A 20,575-nucleotide genomic window follows, 5' to 3' on the forward strand; every position below is an offset into this window, starting at 1 on the left:
GCGAATCGGCCAGAAGCGACTGCTTTTGTTTTTAAAAAAGGGAAATTGAAGAGAATTGCTGAAAAATGCTTTCATTCGACAAATTTTGGTATATAATAAGTTACGCTATTATACTAAAGTGATAAACTGGCCTACAAGGCTTAACTTCTAGAGGTACATCGACTATTAATATAGTAAAGGAGATTGAAATGACAGATAAGTTTATTATCCGCTTTGAAGATGTTACAAAACAATATGACAATGACAGTCCGGTTCTGGACGCCGTCAGCTTTGATATAGAAAGGGGAAAGTTCTACACGCTCCTTGGTCCTTCAGGCTGCGGAAAAACGACGATCCTGCGCCTGATTGCGGGTTTTATCGAACCGACAGAAGGATCCATTTTCTTCAATGGACAAAAAATCAATAAAGTGCCTGCCAACAGGAGGCAGGTCAATACCGTGTTCCAGGACTATGCACTTTTCCCGCATTTGAATGTATTTGAAAACGTGGCATTCGGATTGCGCATCAAAAAAATGAAAAACCAGGAAATCAATGAGCAGGTGAAAGAGGCGCTCAAGTTTGTCAACCTGGAAGGATATGAACAGAGGGAAATCAAAGAGATGTCAGGAGGGCAGAGGCAGCGTGTCGCGATTGCGAGGGCGATTGTCAATAAACCGGAAGTCATCCTGCTGGATGAGCCCCTTTCTGCACTGGACCTGAAGCTGCGTACAGAAATGCAGTACGAGCTGCGGGAGCTTCAGAGAAGGCTTGGCATTACGTTTATATTTGTCACCCATGACCAGGAAGAGGCGCTTGCTCTTTCTGATGAAATCTTTGTGCTGAACAAAGGCCGGATTGAGCAGAGCGGAACGCCAACTGATATTTATGATGAGCCTGTCAACCGGTTTGTGGCCGACTTCATCGGTGAGTCCAACATCGTCGAAGGGACCATGCTAACCGATTATCAGGTTGAATTTGCAGGCAGGAAATTTGAATGTGTAGACGCCGGCTTCGATTTGAATGAAAGGGTTGAAGTGGTCATCAGGCCGGAGGATATGGAAATTACTCCGAGCGAGCAGGGCAAACTTCAGGTACGTGTAGATTCACAGCTATTCAGGGGAGTTCATTATGAAATTTCCTGCTTTGATAAAGATGGGAATGAATGGCTTGTCCATTCTACACGAAAGGCAAAAGTAGGGGATGAAATAGGCCTTCATTTTGATCCGGAAGCCATCCATGTCATGAGGCCGGGAGAATCTGAGGAAGAATTTGACCGCAGGCTGGAGGCTTATCAAGAGGAAAGCCATGAGAACTAATCAGACACGCAACCTGTATCTGATCCCATATTTGCTGTGGATCGTTTTATTTGTCGTGACCCCTTTGTTTTTGGTGCTGTATTATTCATTTTTTGATATAGAAGGGCAGTTCACATTCGGGAACTACCAGAAATTTTTCACGCCCGTTTACCTGAAAATGACTTTGAGCTCTTTCTGGTATGCGTTCCTGATCACTGCCTTTTCTTTACTGATTGCCTATCCGACTGCCTACCTGCTTACGAAGACCAGGCATAAGCAGCTCTGGCTTCTGATGATCATCATTCCTTCCTGGATCAATCTGCTGCTCAAGGCTTATGCTTTTCTCGGCATTTTTGGAACTTACGGGGCAGCCAACAGCTTCCTTGAGGTGATTGGAATAGGTTCAAGGCAGATTCTGTTTACCGATTTCAGTTTTGTTTTTGTATCGGTATACATCTTCCTGCCTTTTATGATTTTGCCGATTTTCAATTCGCTTAACGAATTGAATTCATCGCTCATCGATGCATCCAATGATTTGGGGGCATCACCCTGGACTACTTTTACACGGGTTATTTTCCCGCTGACGCTGGATGGCGTCAAATCCGGCTGCCAGGTTGTATTCATCCCTGCACTTTCCCTCTTCATGCTTACCCGCCTGATTGCAGGGAACAGGGTCATCACCCTGGGCACGGCCATAGAACAGCATTTCCTTGTCACTCAGGATTGGGGGATGGGCTCCACCATTGCCGTATTCCTGATCCTTACGATGGTGATCATCATGCTGCTGACCGGAAATCGCAGGAGGGGGGCATAGCATGGGGAAATTATCTAAATGGTCATCACTTTATCTGATCCTTGTATTTTTTGTTCTTTATGCGCCAATATTTTATCTAATGTTTTATTCTTTTAACAGCGGCGGGACAATGTCACATTTCGAAGGGTTCACGCTGGACTGGTATAAAGAGCTTTTTGCTGATGCAAGGCTATTGATAATTGTGCTGAACACCATCATCATTGCCCTGTTGTCGGCTGCCATATCAACGATCATCGGAGTGGCCGGTGCACTTGCCATTTTTTATGTAAGAAAGCGGCAGGTCAAGAGCACACTCTTATCTTTGAACAATATTCTGATCGTCAGCCCCGATGTTATCATCGGTGCTTCCTTCCTGATTTTGTTTACGATGATCGGAATCAAGCTCGGATTTACATCGGTCCTGCTCTCTCACATTGCTTTCTGCGTTCCGATTGTAGTTATAATGGTGCTGCCTAAAATCCAGGAAATGAGCCCTACACTTGTGGACGCTGCGAGGGATCTAGGGGCAAGCCGCTTTGATGTTCTGTCCAAGGTCGTTCTGCCATATATCACACCAGGCATTTTTGCGGGCTTTTTTATGGCCCTAACCTATTCACTTGATGATTTTGCAGTTACTTTCTTTGTAACAGGGAATGGCTTCACCACTTTATCGGTTGAAATCTACTCTCTGGCCCGGCGCGGGGTTTCGCTGAACATCAATGCACTTTCCACGCTGCTGTTCCTGTTCACACTTATACTGGTGATCGGCTATTATTTTATCACCCAGAAAAATGCGAAGCCGACTGGAATGGGGGTCAAAAAATGAAACAGCTCGGTAAAGCCCTGCTGGTCATTGCTGTCATTTCTGCACTTCTGCTGTATGCAGTCTCCCGGCTTAATTCCTCACAAGGCTATTCCAGCGGAAATACGCTGACGGTCTTTAACTGGGGAGACTATATCGATGCAGAACTCGTGGACCGCTTTGAAAAAGAAACAGGCATCAAGGTGATTTATGAAACCTTTGACAGCAATGAAGCCATGATGACCAAGATTGAACAGGGCGGGACAGCCTACGATATAGCGGTTCCGTCTGAATATGCAATTGAAAAAATGAAAGAAGAAGATTTGCTTTTACCGGTAGACCATTCAAAAATTCCAAACTTGAAATATATCGACCCGAGGTTCATGGACTTGGCATTCGATCCAAAAAATGAATACTCTATCCCTTATTTCTGGGGGACGGTCGGCATAGCCTATAACACAGATCTGCTTGGGGACAAAGAAATTACAAGCTGGAATGACCTTTGGGATGAAGATCTGCGAAACCAGATTCTCCTAATTGATGGTGCAAGGGAAGTTATGGGAATGGGCTTGAATTCCCTCAATTATTCCCTTAATGATCAAAATAAGAAGCATCTGAGGGAAGCGAAGGAAAAGCTTGATACCCTTACTCCGAATATCAAAGCCATTGTCGGGGATGAAATCCGGATGCTGCTTGAAAACGATGAAGCAGCCATAGGTGTTGTCTGGTCAGGAACTGCTTCAGAGCTGATGTGGAAAAAGGACAATATTGAGTATGTTCTCCCTGAGGAAGGGACGAACCTGTGGTTTGATAATATGGTCATTCCAAAAACGGCAAAAAACGTGGATGCCGCCCACCAGTTCATGAACTTCATGCTTGATCCGGAAGTCGCTGCCCAGAATACCGAATATGTAGGCTATTCGACGCCGAATAAAGAGGCGCTGAATTACCTGCCGGAGGAAATTGTCAGTGACAAGCGCTTCTATCCGGACCCGGAAATGACCGAAAAGCTGGAAGTGTACGAGAACCTTGGGAAAAAAATGCTCGCACATTATAATGAACTGTTTTTGGAATTCAAAATGCATAGTAAATAATAGCAGCGGCTGGAGGAGTCTCCGGCCGCTTTTTTGCATTCTAGCATGATTTCCGTCCTGTCAGGGGATCCTAGTCTTAAAAACAGGAGGAGGCAGTCATGTATTATATCAGCGGAAACATCATTTCAGGGGAATATGATGATCAGGCAGAACATTTTTCCATCAGCATGATCAAACACTTTAAGACTCAGTCCATTTTGACCAAGGATCAGGCTATCCAGCTTCTTGACTACCTCTACAGGCATAGGGACGAAGAGGGAGGCCAGGTCATCACCTTGAATGACCAGATGCCGCTGCGCATCTCTTCCGAGGAGATCAATTCCCTGATACTTGATCTTGAAAAGATTGAATCCCATTTTTAATGTTCTCCGAAATCTATATCCGATAATGATAGAATATGATATGATTTCTTTAATTGAATAAATGCTTTATGGTGCTTTGCAGCATGCTGCAAACTTAAAAGGGAAGCCGGTTGAATTCCGGCGCGGTCCCGCCACTGTAATGCGGAGGCTCCTCCCTCGATGCCACTGTTCCTTAGCGGACGGGAAGGCGGAAGGAGTCTGTGATGCTGAGCCAGGAGACCTGCCATAAAGAAGTACACAACCGTCCTACGGGTGATAGGAGAGTGATGCGCTTTTAATATGGTAAAGTTTTGTTATTTGTTAAATTTTTTATGTGCAGGCATCCTCTATGAAGGATGCCTTTTATTTTTTTCATACAATAAGCCCGAGGAGTGAAACCTATGAAAAAAGCTTATCCAGCAGACCGTTCCCGCACCATTCAGACCAGGCTGGTGCTTCCGCCGGATACAAACCATCTTCAGACAATTTTCGGCGGCAAAGTGCTATCCTATATTGATGAAATTGCTGCCATTACTGCAATGAAGCATTCCGGCAGCATGGTAGTAACAGCTTCGATCGACTCTGTGGATTTCCTGTCTTCAGCTTCAGTCGGTGACGCCCTTACTCTTGAAGCCTTTGTTGCCTCAACAGGGAGAACCTCCATGGAAGTCTATGTGAAAGTGCATGCAGCCAATCTTTTAACAGGGATTCGAACGCTGACGACCGAATCCTTTTTAACCATGGTTGCCGTGGATGAAAACGGCAAGCCCATTCCAGTATCCGGGGTGCTGCCTCATTCTGAGGAAGAAATCAGGCTGTTTGCTTCAGCAGGGGCACGAAAGGAGCATAGAAAAAACAGAATGCTTATACGATAAAAGGTGGCTTTCAGCCACCTCTGTATTCATGAAATAAGGCACCTTCTTCAGCAGCTATTTCCTACGGGCTGCTTCCAGCCTATCCAGCTCCTCTGGGATCCTTCCTTCTTCTAAGCGGCTGAAAAGGGGGGCGATAGTGCCGAGCCTTTTCTCTGCAGCCCGAACCTCTTTCCATTCCAGCGTATGCGCATTCACCTGCAGCATGTTATTTATCTTCCTGCTGGAGAAAGGGAGGAAGGGGTTCAGAAGCCTTGCCAGATTTTTGATGATGTACACACAGGTCTGCAATGCATCTGCACATTTTTGCGGGTCGCTTTTAATCGTTTTCCAAGGCTGTTCACTGTCAAAATATTTATTGGCCGAGCGTACAAAGGCGAAAATATCCTCAAGCGCTTCTTTTAGCTTTGCGCCTTCGATCTTTTCTCCGGTTTTCTCATATAAATGCTTAATATCCTCCTGTACAGCTTCACTTAATTTTCCATCCGGTATCATGCTGTCATAATATTTTTCGATAAACTTAAAAGTTCTGTTGACCAGATTGCCATATGCCCCAAGCAGCTCACTGTTATGGCTGTAAACGAATTCCCGCCAGGAAAAGTCAGCATCCCTGTTCTCAGGAGCATTGACAGCAAGGAAATACCGGATTGAATCCGGTTCATATCTTTCAAGTATGTCAGGGACCCAGACTGCATAATTCCTGCTTGTTGAAAGCTTCTTTTTCTCTAGTGTAAGATATTCGCCGGAAACCATCCGCGCTGGTTCCCCAGGCAGCCCTATCCCCATTTGAATAGCTGGCCAGATGATGGTATGGAAAGGGATATTGTCTTTCCCATGCACATAATAGGATATAACATCACTACCCCAGAACCTGCTGCCATCCTTGCCGTGCTGGCGGGCCCATTCCCTGCTGGCAGAAAGATAGCCAATCACCGCTTCAATCCAAACATAAATTTTTTTCTTCTCCATTCCTTCAATAGGGACTGGCACCCCAACATCCAAATCCCTAGTTGCAGCCCGGTCCAGAAGCCCCTCAGTTAAATATCTTCTTGTCAGGCTGCTGCTGTTGTCCCTCCACAAATGGCGGGAGCGTGCCTCCTCGGACAGCTCTTCAAGCTGCTTCTGAAAATGGCTCAGCCTGAAATAATAATGATCAGTTTCTTTCATTTCCGGCGGTGTCCCGCATATTTTACAGGATTTATCCAGAAGGTCGGCCGGCTCAAGGATGGCTGAGCAGGCATCGCATTGATCCCCGCGTGCTTGGCTGCCGCAGGAAGGGCAGACTCCCTCTACATACCTGTCAGGCAGAAACTGGACACATGTCCGGCAATAAGTTTGTTCTATCGTTCTTGGAACAAGATGGCCATTTTCCAAGAGCGACAGAAATACTTCCTGTACAGTCTGATGATGATGCGGGGCATCTGTCCTTGTATATAAATCATAAGTAAAACCCAGCTGTTCAAAGCTTGCTGCGAAATCCCTGTGATAGCGGTCAGCAATTTCTTTCGCTGATTTGCCTTCATGTTTTGCCCTGATCGCTATGGGTGTTCCGTTGCAGTCGCTCCCGGAAACATACAGGACTTCTTCGCCCTTCATTCTGTAATATCTTGCAAGGATATCTCCGGGCAGCAGACTTGCAATGTGCCCAAGATGAAGGGAACCGTTTGCGTAGGGCCATGCCCCGCCAATAAAAATTGCCATGTTCAATCTCCTCCTCATTTTTCCATTGGCAGATCTTAGGATAAAATAAAAAAGCCCCGTCCTTTTCTATACATATAGAAAAGGACGGGGCTTGCCCGCGGTACCACCTTTATTCGCCTTTCGGCCTCTGCAAGTACGGGGCATATAGATGCCCTTATACTGTGGGTTTGATAACAAGTACCACTACTTGCCGCAGCCTACTGGCGAAGATCGCGTTCAGTACGGGGCTCGGAGACCATTGTTCAAACAGCCGCTTTTGCTTCTTTTCACCTGCCGAAGCTCTCTGGGAAAAACGGATCTGTTTTACTTTTTCTCTTCAATGCCTTTGTATAAGAGTTAATATCTGCCAATGATTTAAAGATTATTATATTCACGGGCAGCATAAATGTCCAGCAAAATTTAACAGGGGAAGGGAAAAAATCTGGCTGTATCAGCATGATGCCCATTGCAAATATTTGACTGTTTAAAAGCAAACCTTTATCATACAAAAGGCAGATAATGATAATATTCATATAGAATAGTCCAGATAAAGGGAAGGCTGATTATGCAGAAAAACCAAATGTTATTTGAATATCTCAGCAATAATTCTCAGAGAATTACTGACAAATGGCTGAGCACCAGGGCAAAAGATAAAGGATCGATTTATTCAGCAGAAGCGGATATAAAGATTGAAAGAATGCTCCGTGAGCAAAATGCCTTCACTAATAAGACCGTTTCGACCATTCTTTTGGATGACCGGTCTTTATTCGAAAAATTGGTCCAGGAATGGGCGAGCACAGTTGCTGAAAGCAGGGCAGATACCGATACTCCGATCTATGAGGTAATATCAGCTTTAGGCAAGGTGAGAGATACATACTGGGAATTTGTGGAGGAATTTGCGAAAAAGAACGATGAGATTGTCAAGGAGGATATCCTCCAGTGGAGTCTGGTCATTCATTCAGCTTTTGACATTCTCACACAGAAATTTGCTGAACAGTATTACAAAATTACCAGAAACAGGCTGAGAGCACAGCAGGATCTCATTCATCAGCTTGGTGCACCCATTATCCCGATCATCGGATCCATTGGCGTTCTTCCTTTGATAGGCGATATTGATACAGAAAGAGCCAAAGCAATATTAGAGAGCGTGCCCCTTCAGTGCACAGAAGCTAAGCTTTCCTATTTGTTTATCGATCTGTCCGGTGTACCGATCGTTGATACAATGGTAGCGCAGCAAATCTATCATATCGTCCAGACGCTGGACTTGCTAGGCATCAAGACCACCATCTCAGGCATCCGCCCGGAAGTTGCCATGACATCTATCCAGCTTGGAATCGACTTCAGCAAAATCAACACACATAGCACATTGAAAAATGCCCTGGCGAAAATGGGGCTGAGCATGAAACCTGAATTATAATTAGAAAATGCACCCTGCTTTTAAGCGTGAGGTGCATTTTTTTATGCAGCAAGAGGCAAGCCGTTAGGCGCGCCCGATGCTCTGAACTCTTCTAGGCTGGCGGAATGATTCCTGCAATAAGAAGGACGAAGAAGATCAAGCCGATGACAGCAAGGACGAGAGATGCAAAAAAGACCGGGCCTTTTCTGAAGAAGAAGGGTTCATCTTTCTGGATGATCCCCGTTTGGGCGCCCACCATGCTGTTGATGTGCCTCTGGGGCGAACCGCCGCTTGTTGAAAAAATAAAAGTGACTGCAGCAAATGCGGCACCAATAAAGAAGAGCACTTCAATAAACCTTACAGAAAAATATGCTGCCACTCCCCATGCGGCCAAAGCTTCAGCTGCTAAAGCAGCTATAAAGACAATCGTATTCCTGCTCATAACTATCACCTCGTCATCTATACGATGAAAGAGCTGAAAATGTTTCATTAAATATTAAAATATTCAAAATGTTATAATGAATATTCCATCATTATGATATGATATACAAAAATCTACTCTAAAAGGAGATCATAATGATTTTACAAGGAGCAGGGAAGCTGTCCATAAATGGGGTTGGGTCTTCGGACGGCGGGAGCTATGATAAGGTAAGCATCAACGGAAAAGGCACTGTCAATGGCAATATTGAATGCCGCATATTTGATTGCAATGGTTCAGGACAATTCAACGGACACGCTATCTTTTGAAAAAGCTAAAATCAATGGAAATGCGTCGATTGCCGGAAGCTTCTCAGGGGCAGCGCTGTCTATCGACGGGAGCGCAGGCTTTTCCGGAGATGTGCTGTTGCGGACGAAATTAAGGTAAATGGAAAAGGAAGAATCGGCGGAAGGCTCGCATCCAGAAAAATTATTGTTAATGGCAGGCTTACTGCAGGCGGCGGTGTGGAAACAGAGGAATTTAAATCAAAAGGCAAATTTATAATCGGCAGCCATTTGGCGGCAGAGAGCATAGAGTCTTTTATCATGGGCGAGTGCAAAGTGCAAGAGATGAGAGGAAAAAGCATTCTAATCAGGCAAAAGAAAGACAATCCGCTCAGAGGGCTGCTCCAATCTTTTTTTCCTTCCCGGCTTGAAGCAGCTTTGATAGAAGGTGAAGATATACATCTCGAAAATACGAATGTGAAGATGGTAAGGGGAAATCATATTGTGATAGGTGAAAATGCCATTGCTGATATTGTGAAGTATACAGGATCCCTCAAATATGAGGGGAACGGTACGGCTTTGGAGAGCAGGCAAATATAATCTATTACCTGGAATATACAGCTGACTAGGCGCCTGGAATAGGGCGTCTTTTTATGAGTTCATTTAGTCCTGGTTTTTGAAACAGAAGATAAAACGGTTTAAATGCGGAAAAAAGCAGGGAAAATAAATGATAGCTCCAGAAAATATTTGAACATCCTTCATACTTATAGCATAATATATGTACATATACTCATATAAGGAGGGAATGAAATGGGACACCATCATAATCATGGACACGGACATTCTCACGGACATTCAAGCAACAAACGGGCGCTCTTTCTTTCATTTATCATCATCGCTTCTTTTATGGTCGTTGAAGTTATAGGGGGCATCCTGACAAACAGCCTAGCTCTTTTATCAGATGCCGGCCATATGCTCAGCGACGCTGTCGCCCTGGGACTGAGCTTTTTTGCTATAAAGCTTGGAGAAAAGCAGGCAACTGCAGCAAAATCTTATGGCTATAAGAGATTTGAAATCATTGCAGCTGCATTGAATGGCCTGACGCTGATCGCGATTTCCATTTACATCTTTTATGAGGCCGTCCAAAGGATTATGGACCCGCCGGCCGTCCAAAGCATGGGGATGCTTGCTATCTCGGTTCTCGGCCTTATTGTCAACATCATTGCGGCCTGGATACTGATGAAGGGCGACAAAGATGAGAACCTGAATGTAAGAAGCGCCTTTCTCCATGTACTTGGCGATATGCTGGGCTCTGTAGGTGCCATCACCGCAGCTTTGCTGATTTATTTCTTTAATTGGGGCATTGCAGATCCGATTGCAAGCGTCATCGTTGCCATCCTGATCATTATCAGCGGATGGAGAGTTACAAAGGATTCCTTCCATATATTGATGGAAGGAGCACCTGAACAGATTGACGCCTCCAGCATCCGCAGCTCTCTGGAAGGCATCGCATCTGTAAAAGAAATTCACGATCTCCATATCTGGTCGATCACATCAGGAGTGCCGATGCTCAGCTGCCATATCGCTATTACAGAGGAAGGCCGTCACGATGAAGTCCTTAGGGAAGCACAGACTGCCCTTCATAACCAGTACGGAATCGACCACAGCACCATCCAGGTGGAAAGATATGAAAAAGGCTGCCCAAGTGCGCATGGCACATGCAATTAATGGTGGCTGGCATGCTCGATGGTTTGCAGGAGGATCCCCATCACATGTTCGTCATCATGGGAATAATATAAGGTAGTGCCCTCACGCCTGAATTTAACCAGCCTGAGATTTTTTAAAAACCGCAGCTGATGGGAAACCGTCGATTGAAGCAGAGTAAGTTTTTCAGCAATTTCGTTCACTGAGTGCTCCCCTTGAAAAAGCAGGTTCAGGATTCTGAGCCTGGTCGGATCGGATAATGCTTTAAATGTCTGCGATACAATGAATAAGGTTTCTTCATCCAGATCCTTCATAATGTGCGGCTGTGTCTTTTCTTCTTCTGCCATTGATTCAGCCTCCTTTTTATATCATTATAAAGAAAAAATGCACGAAGAAAAATCCCGGAGAACTTTTCCCGGATTTTTTCTTCGTGCTTCTTGCTTTTCGGGCCATATAGGTATAAATTAATGCTTATCAGCATTTTTTCTCCTATCTATCTTGGCGTCTCCTGATAGGTAATTGCTCGGATTTTTTCTGTTTTTTCATCAAAAGTTATACGGACAAAGACACCGAATTCCCGATTGTCCCTGGCAAGCCAAAGTTTGAAGGTTTCTGTACAGTTGGATCCCTGTGTTGTTCTGCCTACATGAAGATAATCAAGGATTCTTGCTCCGGGATACTTTATTTTTGTATTGGTCATCGCTAGCTTTCCCCATTTGGCATATGCTGGCGTCTGCTGTGCAGCTGAGATATGCCGGATATTTGCAGCAGAAGGGGAAAGCAGAGCAGGGAAACTTAACAATAATATAATCAGTATCGACTTTTTCAAACCGCTCACTTCCTTTATAATTAGTTAGCCTGTCATCATTGTGTATTAGTATTGAAAAAAAGAGTGCAGTCTATGCCCTTATTCGTTATTTACTTAATTACCGTTCCACCAGACATCTTGTAAAAGGCGGGAGATTGATTGAAACAACCGGAATACGTTAATGTTATGGAAGAAATTGTCGCAACACTCGTAAAAGTCCTTATGCTGAGCCCGGATTATCAAACCTTCTGCCAATGTATGAAGTGCCGCGCCGATATTATCGCCATCAGCCTCAATAATCTGCCAAACCATTATGTAACTACAGAAGAAGGCAGGAAAATGGTATTTGAACAGCTGAACACAGAGGAAAACCGGAAATGGATCAATAAAAGAATCATCAATGCGATTCATGTGGTGAGTAAATATCCGAAGCACTAGCAGTCAGTGAAGCGGAGGTATCGAGTTTCTTTTTTAATAAATTGTGGTTGATTCCTGCACATCTTACTGGAGTCACTATTTTCATTTTTCTTCAGGAAAGTGGTCCCAGTTCCTCCGGCTGGAGCCACTATTTCCATTTTTCTTCAGGATAGTGGTCCCAGCTCCTGTGGCTGGAGCCACTATTTTCGTTTTTCTTCAGGATAGTGGTCCCAGCTCCTGTGGCTGGAGCCACTATTTTCATTTTTCTTCAAAATAGTGGTCTCAGCGCTACCGGCTGAAGCCACTATTTTCGATTTTCTTCACGGTAGTGGTTTTACCTCCACCGGCTTTGACCACTATTTTTTATTTCATTTCACTATAGTGGCACCAAGCACATCCTGCCCCCAATTTTAATTCACAATAATTGCACACTAACCCCATCTGATTAATAATAGTAGTAACGAGATTTGAATGGAAAAGTTAAGGAGGAGTAATGTGCGCGATTTTATCAAAGCTGCGGGTGAAGCAGATAGATACGAACTGATGAAAGAGCTGTCCGCCATCTTCAAGGAGCGGAGCCGATCAAAGGAAAATAGAGGGAGCTTCCCACATAGAAATATTTTAGACCTGAAAGCATCCGGCTACACATCCCTTACTGTTCCGGCAGACCGGGGCGGAAAGGGTATCTCATTGCTAGAAATGATCAGGCTGCAGGAAAAGCTCACAGAAGGAGATGGTTCTACTGCACTTGCAATCGGGTGGCATATGGGGATAACGAAAAATCTGGGAGAGAAAAGGAAGTGGGATGACGAACTTTTTTCCTTTCTTTGCCGTGAAATCCTGGAAGGGAAGCTGATAAACAGTGCCGCAACGGAAAGGCAGACAGGCAGCCCGACACGGGGCGGACGGCCCCAGACTACAGCAGTCCTCAAGGGTGGAAGCTGGGTGATCAGCGGCAGAAAGACCTTTACAACGATGGCTCCGGCTCTGGATTATTTTATTGTCAGCGCCTTTATTCCAAGTGAAGACAAGACAGGAAATTTCCTTGTTCCTAGAGAGGCTGAAGGTTTGTCGATCGAGGAGACATGGGACAGTGTCAGTATGAGAGGCACCGGCAGTCATGATCTTGTGGTTGATGAGGTTTCCATTGATAAGACATTCCTGGCTGAAATATTGGGGCAGGACAAAAAGGCGAATGGCTGGCTTCTTCATATTCCAGCGGTATATCTTGGCATTGCACAAGCAGCCCAGGATTATGCGGCTGGCTTTGCTAAAAGTTATTCTCCCAATAGCATCCAGGGAACCATCAGCGATATCCCTTCTGTCCAGCAGAAAATAGGGGAGATCGAGCTTGAACTGATGCGGGCAAGAGAGTTTCTTTATGCAGCGGCAGACAGATGGGACAGGGCCGCAGAAAATGAAAGGGAGTCCATGTAGCCTCTTCTCGGTGCTGTAAAGCTGGCTGTTACAAATGCAGCATTAACAGTTGCTGACCTTGCAATTCGGGTCGTTGGCGCAAGAAGCCTTTCTGAACAGAATCCTCTGCAGCAATATTATCTGGATATCAGGGCAGGCCTTCATAATCCTCCAATGGATGATATGACCATATCGCTGCTTGCCCGCAAAGCCTTATCAAGGCTTGACTGAAAAAAGAATGGGAATTCCCATTCTTTTTTTTTGTTAAGGAAAAAGTACACGAGTAAATTACCGGCAAAACTGCATAATAAAAACATCCAGCACTGAAAGAAAGAGCATAACCGGGGTGTAAGCAATGGCTTTTAAAAAGAAAAACACTACTGAAAAAAAGTATCAATGGAAGCCTGAAGAAATGCCTGAAGAGCTGGTATCCGCTGATCATGTCAGGAAGAAGATGGAAGGCTCTGATGACTTCAAGGAAAGGATCATTGAAGCAGAGGGAAGGACTCTTTATCTCTTTTTTCTTTCCAGCATGGTTGATGATGCCAGGCTTGAGGAAAGAATCATCAAGCCGCTTTCACTATCAGCAGGAAATCTCATAGAGAAACAGGCGCAAACACAGGAGGTTCAACGCACTTCTATCCTGAGTGATGCACTGAAAGGGATTCTGACAGGATATTGCTTTGCCATGGAGCATGATTCTTCCGAGGGTGTGCTTCTTTCTGCAGCTTCCAGCCTTTCCAGAGAAATTTCTGACCCGGCCAATGAACATATTATCCAGGGCTCTCACGAAGGATTCATTGAGAACATCGGCAAGAACCTCCTTTTGATCAGGAAGCGCATCGAGAATCCCAATTTAAAAGTAAAATATATAACGATCGGCAAAGCGACCAATACCGCTTCTGCACTTATTTACATAGAAAACCTCACCTCCGGAAAACTGATAACCGAGATTACAAAAAGGCTTGCCAGCATTTCCATGGACAGCATTCAGAGTCCAGGATTTATCCAGGATTGCATCGAGGACCATCCTTTTTCTCCGTTTCCACAGATATTGAATACAGAAAGGCCGGACAGAGCTGCTGCACATTTGATGGAAGGAAGGGCTGTGCTCATTACGGATGGCAGCCCTTCTGTGATGATCATGCCAGTGACATTTTTTGCTTTCTTTCAATCTCCGGAAGATTATAACAACCGCTGGTACCTGGGCTCCTTTTTCCGGTTTCTGCGGCTTATCTCATTTATCTTGTCGCTAATATTGCCTGCTTTCTATGTGGCGGTTGTTTCCTATCATCATGAAATCGTGCCAATTGAACTTGTTTACACACTTCAGGCGTCATTGAATTTTGTGCCGGTGCCTCCAGTCATAGAAGCAATGTTCATGCAACTGGCCCTTGAACTGCTGAGGGAAGCGGCAGTACGGCTGCCGCAGCCGATTGCACAAACCATTGGCATAGTCGGAGGGCTTGTTATTGGGACTGCAGTGGTGGAAGCCGGCCTCGTCTCCAATGTCATGATCATAGTAGTGGCCTTGACCGCAATTGCATCCTTTGTCATTCCATCTATTGAAATGAGCAATACCCTCCGGTTTATCGGGTTCCCGCTTATGCTTCTGGCAAGCATATTCGGCTTCATCGGCATTGTGTTCGGCCTGCTTCTGCTGGTGATCCATCTAGCTCAGCTTAAATCATTTGGTGTTCCGTATTTCAGTCCTTTTGCACCACTCAGGCTGAAGGAGCTGAAAGACACATTCATAAGGGTCCCTGTATGGCTTATGAAGAATAGGCCGAAGGATTCAATGGCAGCTTCTTTAACTAAACAGGGGAGCTCGAGGGGGTGGAAAAGAAATGAAAGTGAAGACACGTATTGACCAGCAGGATTTATTTTTCCTCCTGCTGCAGACCCAAATAGGGGCAGGTATTCTGTCCATGCCATATTCACTTTATATGGCCGCAAAAAATGACGGATGGATATCTTTATTGCTGGCAGCCGCTGCTATTTTCTCCTTGATTTATTTCTATTGGCTGCTTTGCAGGCGCTTCCCCCATCAGACACTGTTTGATTTCTCAGGGAAGGTGTTTGGAAAATGGGGCGGGGCTCTGATCAATCTCGGCTATATAAGCTATTTTGTATCTACAGCTCTGCTGGTTTATCTGAACTTTGCCGATATCATCGGCCGGTGGGTTTTGCTTGATACACCTCGCTGGCTTCTTATTCTTCTTTTGATGTTCATAGCCGTTTCTGCCTGCAGCGGCTCCTTTAGCAGCATCGTCTCTCTGTTTTCATTCACTTCGGTATTCATTGTCTTTCTTTTCATCCTTTCTCTATTCATTTTTAAGGAGCCTGAAATTGATTATCGATATATGTTCCCTGTTGCCTCACAAGGAGTTCTCCCGATTTTAAGGGGGGCAAAAGAAGCAGTATATGGTTTTCTCGGCGCAGAAACGGCACTGTTTTTCCTGGCATTCGTCAGGGAGCCGGAAAAAAAGGGGGCAGTAAAGGGAGCCTTTTTGGCCCAGATAGTGATCAGTGTATTTTATTTATATCTGTTTATGGCAAGCATTATCATGTTCAGCCCGAAGGAGATCGTTCTCATCCCGGAACCTGTCTTGTACATGCTTAAAGCCATCACCTTCAAGATCATAGAAAGGATTGATCTCGTCTTTATAACCGTTTGGATGACGGCAGCTGCAACAACGATTATCAGCTATACATACCTGGCAGGAATGGGCCTCTCCAAGCTGCTTAAAATCAAGCACAGAAGAGCCGTACTTGCTGCTACAGGCATCATTTTCATCCTAACCTTTATTCCGCAAGGGGAAATGGAGATAACCAGCATTGGCAGGGCGGTGTCCTTTGCCGGGCTTATTTTCAGTTCTGCCCTTCCTTTAGTCATGTATATCGCAGCAGCATTTTTAAAGAAAGGGGGTGCGGGCCTTTGAGGACCATTAAGCTGGCATGGCTGCTTATCATAGTGCTGATTCTAGGCGGCTGCTGGGATGAAAGGCTATTGAAAAATTCCCGCCTTGTTTATATTTCCGCCTTTGATCTGACTGAGGACGGTAAATACGAAACTACTTCAATCATCCGCAATACAACCAAGGTTCCTAATCCCCAGCAGGAGGCCACCAATGAAATTGCAAAGGGAGAGGGCTTGAATATACGGGATACAAGGCTTACAATCAACCGGTCACTTGCGGGGGAATTTGACCCTTCCAAAAGCAAAGTGCTGATCCTTGGAGAAGAGCTGGCTAAAAGGGATATCTATACAGTCCTTGATATCGTCTACCGTATTCCGCGGACGCCCATCATTGCTAAAGTAGCAGTAGCTGACGGAAGTGCAGGCGCTCTGCTGGCGGAGAATCATAAAAATGAACCCTTGCTTGGGGAGTTTTTGTATGAATTGCTTCTTAACAGTGAAAAAAGCACCGAAATCCAGGAGCTGACAGTGCAGAATATCTGTACCATCCTCTTCGACGAGGGCAAAGACTTTATGGTTCCTTTTATTAAAAATAATGATGAGAATAAAAAGATTGAAGTCAGCGGGAGCGCACTGTTTCATGACAGGATATTTACCGGAAAGGTCATAACCCCTGAGCAAAGCAGTCTTTTGATGCTGTTCATGGACAAGATGAACAAAGAATGCAGGTTCGCTTATAAACTGTCAAAAGGCGAAACAGTCACTTTTGCTGTCAACAAAGTTAAAAGAGACCTTCATTATACCTATAGCTACGGCAGGGCAGTATTCAAGGCAGTTTTATCGATTGACATTAATATTGAGGAATTTCCCCTCGATCATCTGCACGAAAAAAAGATTGCCAAGGAGCTTGCCAGGGAAATTTCGCAAAAAATGTCTGATGATGCAAAGGGGGTTTTCAGTATTCTTAAAGAGGAAAAAGCTGACTTACTGGGAGTTGGAAGGGAACTGATCGCTTTTCACCCGGATATATGGGAAAACATAAAGGGGAGTGATTATTATGCAAAGGTGGATGTAAAACCGGAGGTCCGCATCCTTATTTCGGGTAACGGCATCATCAATTAATGATTGCCACCCTTTTATTTGAGAGGTTTGGTTTTCGCTCTATCATGGTAAATAAATATTAAAACAAAGACTACAGAGATAGAGGGTGATGTCACTGCTTGCGTTTTTAAAAAGAGGGAATAAGTCTTCAGGGATTGCAGCTGTAGGGAATACGGCTTTAGCCATCGCCAAAGGAGTCGCAGCAGCAATAAGCGGCAGCGGTGCCATGTTTGCTACGACCCTTCATTCGGTTGCGGATGCATTGAACCAGGGATTCGTCTTCTTCGGAAGCGCCATATCCGAGAAAGAAGCAACAAAAAGATTTCCAAGCGGATTTGGCCGTGTGGTCAATTTATTCGTTTTGATCGCGGTTATTGTGATTTCCATTATGGCATACGAAACCATTCATAAAGGATGGGACCTTATTGTCCATCCCCATGAGTCTTCTGATTTGTGGCTGAACATCATTATCATGATTCTTGCCATCTTGACAGATGGGGGGGTCCTTGTGAAGGCAATGAAAGAGATTGCCCATGAAACAAAAAGCGGGGCAAAGGGATTCAGCGTATTTACGACTTCATTTAAGAATGTCCGCCTTGCTGCACCGCCTACAAGACTTGTCTTTTATGAAGATATCATCGCGACCTTCGGGGCTCTGCTGGCACTTATTTCAATCATCCTTGCCCATTTGACAGGCTTCTATTTCCTGGATGGGGTAGGGACAATCCTGATTGGATTCCTGCTGGTGGGAATTGCCATCAAAATTGGATATGAAAATACTCTTGGACTGATTGGTGTTGCGGCACCAAAGGAAATTGAAGACCGGGTGGCAGATACCATCCTATCAGATCCGGACGTGGTTGATATTAAAGATATGCGCATCCTCCAGGAAGGAAGGAAGTATCATATTGAAAGCTATATTGAGCTGAAAGCCGGCCTTTCCCTGGCCATAGCAGATGATATCATCTACAGGGTCCGGGATAAGCTCTTCAAAGATCCGGATGTCGGGGATGTCAGGATGGGAATCCTTGAAACTGACAACATCACCACATGGAAAAGGGATTAGATAATAATGAGGCACACTTCCAAAAGAAGTGTGCCTTTTCTATGCAGCAGAAAGCTGTAAATGCAGGATCTAAAATAGTCAGCTATTATTGCTGTAAAAGGGACTGACGATATTTTGCTGCGAGCTGCTGCTTTGTCATGACGAGATACGCAGGAGCTGCATCCTTTAAGTCCTTCCATTTAGCTTTAGGCTGGGACAAAAAATAAATCGGTGCCTGCATCAGCTGCTTAAGGAGAATATACCCCCTGTGTGTCAAAGGATGACGTTCAAAGCCAAGAATCTGGTAGCCTTTGTTAATCATGGTGATGCCTATGACACCCTTGATTAAGTCGCTGTCAGGATGCTTTTCAAGATGCAGAGCCAGACAGGGCATGGATTCGCCGACAATTCTGATTAAAGCTCTGCCTCTGGATACCGGGCTTTTAATGTGGACAAGCTGCTTGAGAAGCCTCGAATTATGAAGATGGATTTTGATGACAATATCATTTTTTTTGAGGGAGGAGCCGTCTGAGAGGATGATATCGGGACCTCGATATTTCGTCTTTCTGACCCGGAATACGCTGTACTTTTCCTCCAGCTTTAAATGAAACAACCTTGTACAGCAATAATAGACAGGATCAAGGAAATCCCATAAGTAAATCAGCCAGATACGAATGATCATTCCAGTCTCCTTTGATGTTGATTTTTTGTTAGCTTTTTATAAAAGATGCTTTTGTATACTCCCTGTATTCAAACTTAAGGCTGTGTCCGATGTGAATGTTTACCATCATGATTAGCAGCATTCATGAGCACGCTAAGAGAAAACTGACAACCCGAGGTGCACTTTAATGAAAAGAATAATCACAGCCCTCATCAGTGCTGCAGCGTTGTTTGCGGCTGTTATGATGTTATTCCAGCTGCCGGGCAACAACCAGGAAAGGAAAGATGAAGGGGAGCTCTCCGGTCGTACACAATCTTTAGAACAAAGCTCAAGCCGCCTGCTGAGAATCAATGCAATAGAACAGGGCGAAAGAATTAAAACAATCCTGAACGGGGATGACGATGTGAAGATCATCCATCATAACCTGAAGGAGAAAAGCCACTATAAAGAGCATGAAGCTACTGTTAAATTTTCCGCTCCTCCTGATGATGATGAGCTTGACAGTCTGGCAGCCGGACTTGATGCAGAATTCTTCCGGCACATGGATTCCATATTTGTTTTTCAGTCTGACAGTATGACAACCGCAGACCTTCTGCAGTTTTTCAGGGAACGGACTGATGTCGCCTATGCAGAGCCTAACTTCATCCTGATGCAAAATGAAACTCAGCTTCCGAATGACCTGCTTTATAGAGAAAAGTACCAATGGAACCTGCCTGCCATCGATATTGAGAAAGCCTGGGATATCTCAAAGGGTGACGAAGATATCATTATTGCCGTTGTCGATACAGGGGTGGATATAGACCATCCTGATCTCAGGAGACGATTGATGAAGGGCTATAATGTTATGCAGAACAGCAGCGATTTTGACGACGACAATGGCCATGGAACTCACGTTGCAGGCATTATAGCTTCTGAAACAAACAATGGGGAAGGTATTGCAGGCATAACCTGGAATAATCGGATCATGCCGGTTAAGGCAATGGGCAGCAAGGGCTACGGTTATACATTCGATATCGCCAAGGGCATTATCTGGGCAGCGGATCACGGAGCAGATGTGATCAATCTGAGCCTTGGCAACTACCAGCCGTCTGCTTTCCTGGAGGAAGCGATCCGGTATGCTTATGACAAAGGAGCGGTCCTCATTTCAGCTGCAGGGAATGACAACTCTGAACAGCCATCATTTCCGGCTGCCTTTCCGGAAGTGCTCAGTGTATCGGCTGTAAGCTATACGGGTGAAAAAGCTGATTTTTCTAATTATGGTTATTATATTGATGTGACCGCACCAGGTGTGTATATTCCAAGCACCTATTTTAAAAATCAGTATGCAGCCCTTTCAGGCACATCCATGGCAAGCCCGCATGTCGCAGGACTTGCAGGGCTCATTCTTTCAGTCAATCCTGATTTGTCCAATAGAGAGGTCATGAATATTATAAAAGGTACAGCGAGGGATATTGGGGAAGAAGGCAGGGATGCTTACTTCGGCAATGGCCTGATTGATATCAATGCTGCACTTGCAGCTGCTGAATAATAACAAAAGGACCGGCCGCGG

Annotated in this window: 21 protein-coding genes, 1 pseudogene, 1 riboswitch and 1 other annotated feature; of the genes and pseudogenes, 17 read left to right on the top strand and 5 right to left on the bottom strand. The window is 44.9% G+C overall.

The window, feature by feature from the left end:
- Positions 1-188 precede the first annotated feature (188 nt).
- The 6 genes from ABU165_RS14155 (at position 189) to ABU165_RS14180 (ending at position 5,179) form a co-directional block, all read left to right on the top strand.
- Entirely contained in the window at positions 189-1,295 is a 1,107-nt protein-coding gene (locus tag ABU165_RS14155) for an ABC transporter ATP-binding protein (protein WP_009793709.1), read from the top strand.
- Complete coding sequence (locus tag ABU165_RS14160; RefSeq protein WP_009793710.1) at positions 1,285-2,088, top strand: ABC transporter permease; 804 nt, start codon at positions 1,285-1,287, stop codon at positions 2,086-2,088. Before ABU165_RS14155 ends, ABU165_RS14160 begins: the two co-directional genes overlap by 11 nt.
- Position 2,089: 1 nt before the next feature.
- Positions 2,090-2,893: an ABC transporter permease gene (locus ABU165_RS14165; RefSeq protein WP_009793711.1), complete on the top strand. Its 804-nt coding sequence runs from the start codon at positions 2,090-2,092 to the stop codon at positions 2,891-2,893.
- On the top strand, positions 2,890-3,963 hold the full coding sequence (locus ABU165_RS14170) for an ABC transporter substrate-binding protein (RefSeq protein WP_009793712.1): 1,074 nt from the start codon (positions 2,890-2,892) through the stop codon (positions 3,961-3,963). The genes ABU165_RS14165 and ABU165_RS14170 overlap by 4 nt, the downstream gene beginning before the upstream one ends.
- Positions 3,964-4,061: 98 nt before the next feature.
- Complete coding sequence (locus tag ABU165_RS14175) at positions 4,062-4,325, top strand: hypothetical protein (protein ID WP_148949432.1); 264 nt, start codon at positions 4,062-4,064, stop codon at positions 4,323-4,325.
- Between the two features lie 52 nt (positions 4,326-4,377).
- Positions 4,378-4,567: riboswitch (cobalamin riboswitch) on the top strand.
- A 138-nt stretch (positions 4,568-4,705) separates the two neighbouring features.
- On the top strand, positions 4,706-5,179 hold the full coding sequence (locus tag ABU165_RS14180) for an acyl-CoA thioesterase (protein WP_009793715.1): 474 nt from the start codon (positions 4,706-4,708) through the stop codon (positions 5,177-5,179).
- Positions 5,180-5,233: 54 nt separating this feature from the next.
- Here ABU165_RS14180 and metG read toward each other — a convergent pair whose 3' ends face one another.
- Positions 5,234-6,877 carry a methionine--tRNA ligase gene (metG, locus tag ABU165_RS14185; protein WP_009793716.1) on the bottom strand — a complete coding sequence of 548 codons (1,644 nt, stop codon included), beginning with the start codon at positions 6,875-6,877 and terminating at the stop codon, positions 5,234-5,236.
- A 77-nt stretch (positions 6,878-6,954) separates the two neighbouring features.
- Positions 6,955-7,206: a binding site (T-box leader), on the bottom strand.
- Between the two features lie 215 nt (positions 7,207-7,421).
- Between metG and ABU165_RS14190 the strand changes: the two genes are divergently transcribed.
- A complete protein-coding gene (locus ABU165_RS14190; protein ID WP_009793718.1) occupies positions 7,422-8,273 on the top strand; it encodes an STAS domain-containing protein in 852 nt (283 codons plus the stop codon).
- A gap of 91 nt (positions 8,274-8,364) precedes the next feature.
- On the opposite strand, the gene ABU165_RS14195 is transcribed toward ABU165_RS14190, so the two are convergent.
- A complete protein-coding gene (locus ABU165_RS14195; RefSeq protein WP_009793719.1) occupies positions 8,365-8,694 on the bottom strand; it encodes a hypothetical protein in 330 nt (109 codons plus the stop codon).
- A gap of 134 nt (positions 8,695-8,828) precedes the next feature.
- Between ABU165_RS14195 and ABU165_RS14200 the strand changes: the two genes are divergently transcribed.
- The 3 genes from ABU165_RS14200 to ABU165_RS14210 all read left to right on the top strand — a co-directional run bounded on the left by ABU165_RS14200 (position 8,829) and on the right by ABU165_RS14210 (position 10,682).
- Positions 8,829-8,999, top strand: coding sequence for a hypothetical protein (locus tag ABU165_RS14200; protein WP_318060691.1), 171 nt, complete (start codon positions 8,829-8,831; stop codon positions 8,997-8,999).
- Positions 9,000-9,194: 195 nt separating this feature from the next.
- A complete protein-coding gene (locus ABU165_RS14205; protein ID WP_318060692.1) occupies positions 9,195-9,554 on the top strand; it encodes a hypothetical protein in 360 nt (119 codons plus the stop codon).
- A gap of 210 nt (positions 9,555-9,764) precedes the next feature.
- Positions 9,765-10,682, top strand: coding sequence for a cation diffusion facilitator family transporter (locus ABU165_RS14210; RefSeq protein WP_009793721.1), 918 nt, complete (start codon positions 9,765-9,767; stop codon positions 10,680-10,682).
- Here the strand turns inward: ABU165_RS14210 and ABU165_RS14215 are convergent.
- Positions 10,679-11,005, bottom strand: a complete 327-nt coding sequence (locus ABU165_RS14215) for an ArsR/SmtB family transcription factor (protein ID WP_009793722.1) — start codon at positions 11,003-11,005, stop codon at positions 10,679-10,681. The genes ABU165_RS14210 and ABU165_RS14215 overlap by 4 nt on opposite strands.
- Positions 11,006-11,151: 146 nt before the next feature.
- Entirely contained in the window at positions 11,152-11,487 is a 336-nt protein-coding gene (locus ABU165_RS14220; RefSeq protein ID WP_022543881.1) for a YqzG/YhdC family protein, read from the bottom strand.
- A 138-nt stretch (positions 11,488-11,625) separates the two neighbouring features.
- Between ABU165_RS14220 and ABU165_RS14225 the strand changes: the two genes are divergently transcribed.
- The 6 genes and pseudogenes from ABU165_RS14225 to ABU165_RS14250 all read left to right on the top strand — a co-directional run bounded on the left by ABU165_RS14225 (position 11,626) and on the right by ABU165_RS14250 (position 18,386).
- Positions 11,626-11,904 carry a late competence development ComFB family protein gene (locus ABU165_RS14225; RefSeq protein ID WP_232217719.1) on the top strand — a complete coding sequence of 93 codons (279 nt, stop codon included), beginning with the start codon at positions 11,626-11,628 and terminating at the stop codon, positions 11,902-11,904.
- Positions 11,905-12,354: 450 nt separating this feature from the next.
- Positions 12,355-13,530, top strand: a pseudogene (locus tag ABU165_RS14230) (acyl-CoA dehydrogenase family protein).
- A gap of 124 nt (positions 13,531-13,654) precedes the next feature.
- The gene (locus ABU165_RS14235; RefSeq protein WP_318060693.1) at positions 13,655-15,169 is read left to right on the top strand and encodes a spore germination protein; all 1,515 of its coding nucleotides are present in this window, start codon (positions 13,655-13,657) and stop codon (positions 15,167-15,169) included.
- The gene (locus tag ABU165_RS14240; protein ID WP_318060694.1) at positions 15,147-16,241 is read left to right on the top strand and encodes a GerAB/ArcD/ProY family transporter; all 1,095 of its coding nucleotides are present in this window, start codon (positions 15,147-15,149) and stop codon (positions 16,239-16,241) included. Before ABU165_RS14235 ends, ABU165_RS14240 begins: the two co-directional genes overlap by 23 nt.
- A complete protein-coding gene (locus tag ABU165_RS14245) occupies positions 16,238-17,341 on the top strand; it encodes a Ger(x)C family spore germination protein (RefSeq protein WP_318060695.1) in 1,104 nt (367 codons plus the stop codon). Before ABU165_RS14240 ends, ABU165_RS14245 begins: the two co-directional genes overlap by 4 nt.
- Positions 17,342-17,429: 88 nt before the next feature.
- On the top strand, positions 17,430-18,386 hold the full coding sequence (locus tag ABU165_RS14250; protein WP_009793732.1) for a cation diffusion facilitator family transporter: 957 nt from the start codon (positions 17,430-17,432) through the stop codon (positions 18,384-18,386).
- A gap of 85 nt (positions 18,387-18,471) precedes the next feature.
- Here ABU165_RS14250 and ABU165_RS14255 read toward each other — a convergent pair whose 3' ends face one another.
- On the bottom strand, positions 18,472-19,047 hold the full coding sequence (locus ABU165_RS14255) for a YkoP family protein (RefSeq protein ID WP_101547788.1): 576 nt from the start codon (positions 19,045-19,047) through the stop codon (positions 18,472-18,474).
- Positions 19,048-19,213: 166 nt separating this feature from the next.
- Between ABU165_RS14255 and ABU165_RS14260 the strand changes: the two genes are divergently transcribed.
- Complete coding sequence (locus tag ABU165_RS14260; RefSeq protein WP_129612170.1) at positions 19,214-20,554, top strand: S8 family peptidase; 1,341 nt, start codon at positions 19,214-19,216, stop codon at positions 20,552-20,554.
- Positions 20,555-20,575 lie beyond the last annotated feature (21 nt).

The organism is Cytobacillus sp. T106 (genome assembly GCF_040492155.1).
GTDB lineage: Bacteria > Bacillota > Bacilli > Bacillales > Cytobacillaceae > Bacillus_AB > Bacillus_AB infantis.

Excerpts from the sequence above, each read along its gene's own strand:
- ABU165_RS14240 (WP_318060694.1), top strand. The coding sequence starts at position 15,147 with ATGAAAGTGAAGACACGTATTGACCAGCAGGATTTATTTTTCCTCCTG.
- ABU165_RS14175 (WP_148949432.1), top strand. The coding sequence starts at position 4,062 with ATGTATTATATCAGCGGAAACATCATTTCAGGGGAATATGATGATCAG.
- ABU165_RS14215 (WP_009793722.1), bottom strand. The coding sequence starts at position 11,005 with ATGGCAGAAGAAGAAAAGACACAGCCGCACATTATGAAGGATCTGGAT.
- ABU165_RS14195 (WP_009793719.1), bottom strand. The coding sequence starts at position 8,694 with ATGAGCAGGAATACGATTGTCTTTATAGCTGCTTTAGCAGCTGAAGCT.
- ABU165_RS14260 (WP_129612170.1), top strand. The coding sequence starts at position 19,214 with ATGAAAAGAATAATCACAGCCCTCATCAGTGCTGCAGCGTTGTTTGCG.
- ABU165_RS14180 (WP_009793715.1), top strand. The coding sequence starts at position 4,706 with ATGAAAAAAGCTTATCCAGCAGACCGTTCCCGCACCATTCAGACCAGG.
- ABU165_RS14165 (WP_009793711.1), top strand. The coding sequence starts at position 2,090 with ATGGGGAAATTATCTAAATGGTCATCACTTTATCTGATCCTTGTATTT.
- ABU165_RS14235 (WP_318060693.1), top strand. The coding sequence starts at position 13,655 with ATGGCTTTTAAAAAGAAAAACACTACTGAAAAAAAGTATCAATGGAAG.
- ABU165_RS14250 (WP_009793732.1), top strand. The coding sequence starts at position 17,430 with ATGTCACTGCTTGCGTTTTTAAAAAGAGGGAATAAGTCTTCAGGGATT.
- ABU165_RS14155 (WP_009793709.1), top strand. The coding sequence starts at position 189 with ATGACAGATAAGTTTATTATCCGCTTTGAAGATGTTACAAAACAATAT.
- ABU165_RS14160 (WP_009793710.1), top strand. The coding sequence starts at position 1,285 with ATGAGAACTAATCAGACACGCAACCTGTATCTGATCCCATATTTGCTG.
- ABU165_RS14210 (WP_009793721.1), top strand. The coding sequence starts at position 9,765 with ATGGGACACCATCATAATCATGGACACGGACATTCTCACGGACATTCA.
- ABU165_RS14170 (WP_009793712.1), top strand. The coding sequence starts at position 2,890 with ATGAAACAGCTCGGTAAAGCCCTGCTGGTCATTGCTGTCATTTCTGCA.
- ABU165_RS14255 (WP_101547788.1), bottom strand. The coding sequence starts at position 19,047 with ATGATCATTCGTATCTGGCTGATTTACTTATGGGATTTCCTTGATCCT.
- metG (WP_009793716.1), bottom strand. The coding sequence starts at position 6,877 with ATGGCAATTTTTATTGGCGGGGCATGGCCCTACGCAAACGGTTCCCTT.
- ABU165_RS14200 (WP_318060691.1), top strand. The coding sequence starts at position 8,829 with ATGATTTTACAAGGAGCAGGGAAGCTGTCCATAAATGGGGTTGGGTCT.
- ABU165_RS14190 (WP_009793718.1), top strand. The coding sequence starts at position 7,422 with ATGCAGAAAAACCAAATGTTATTTGAATATCTCAGCAATAATTCTCAG.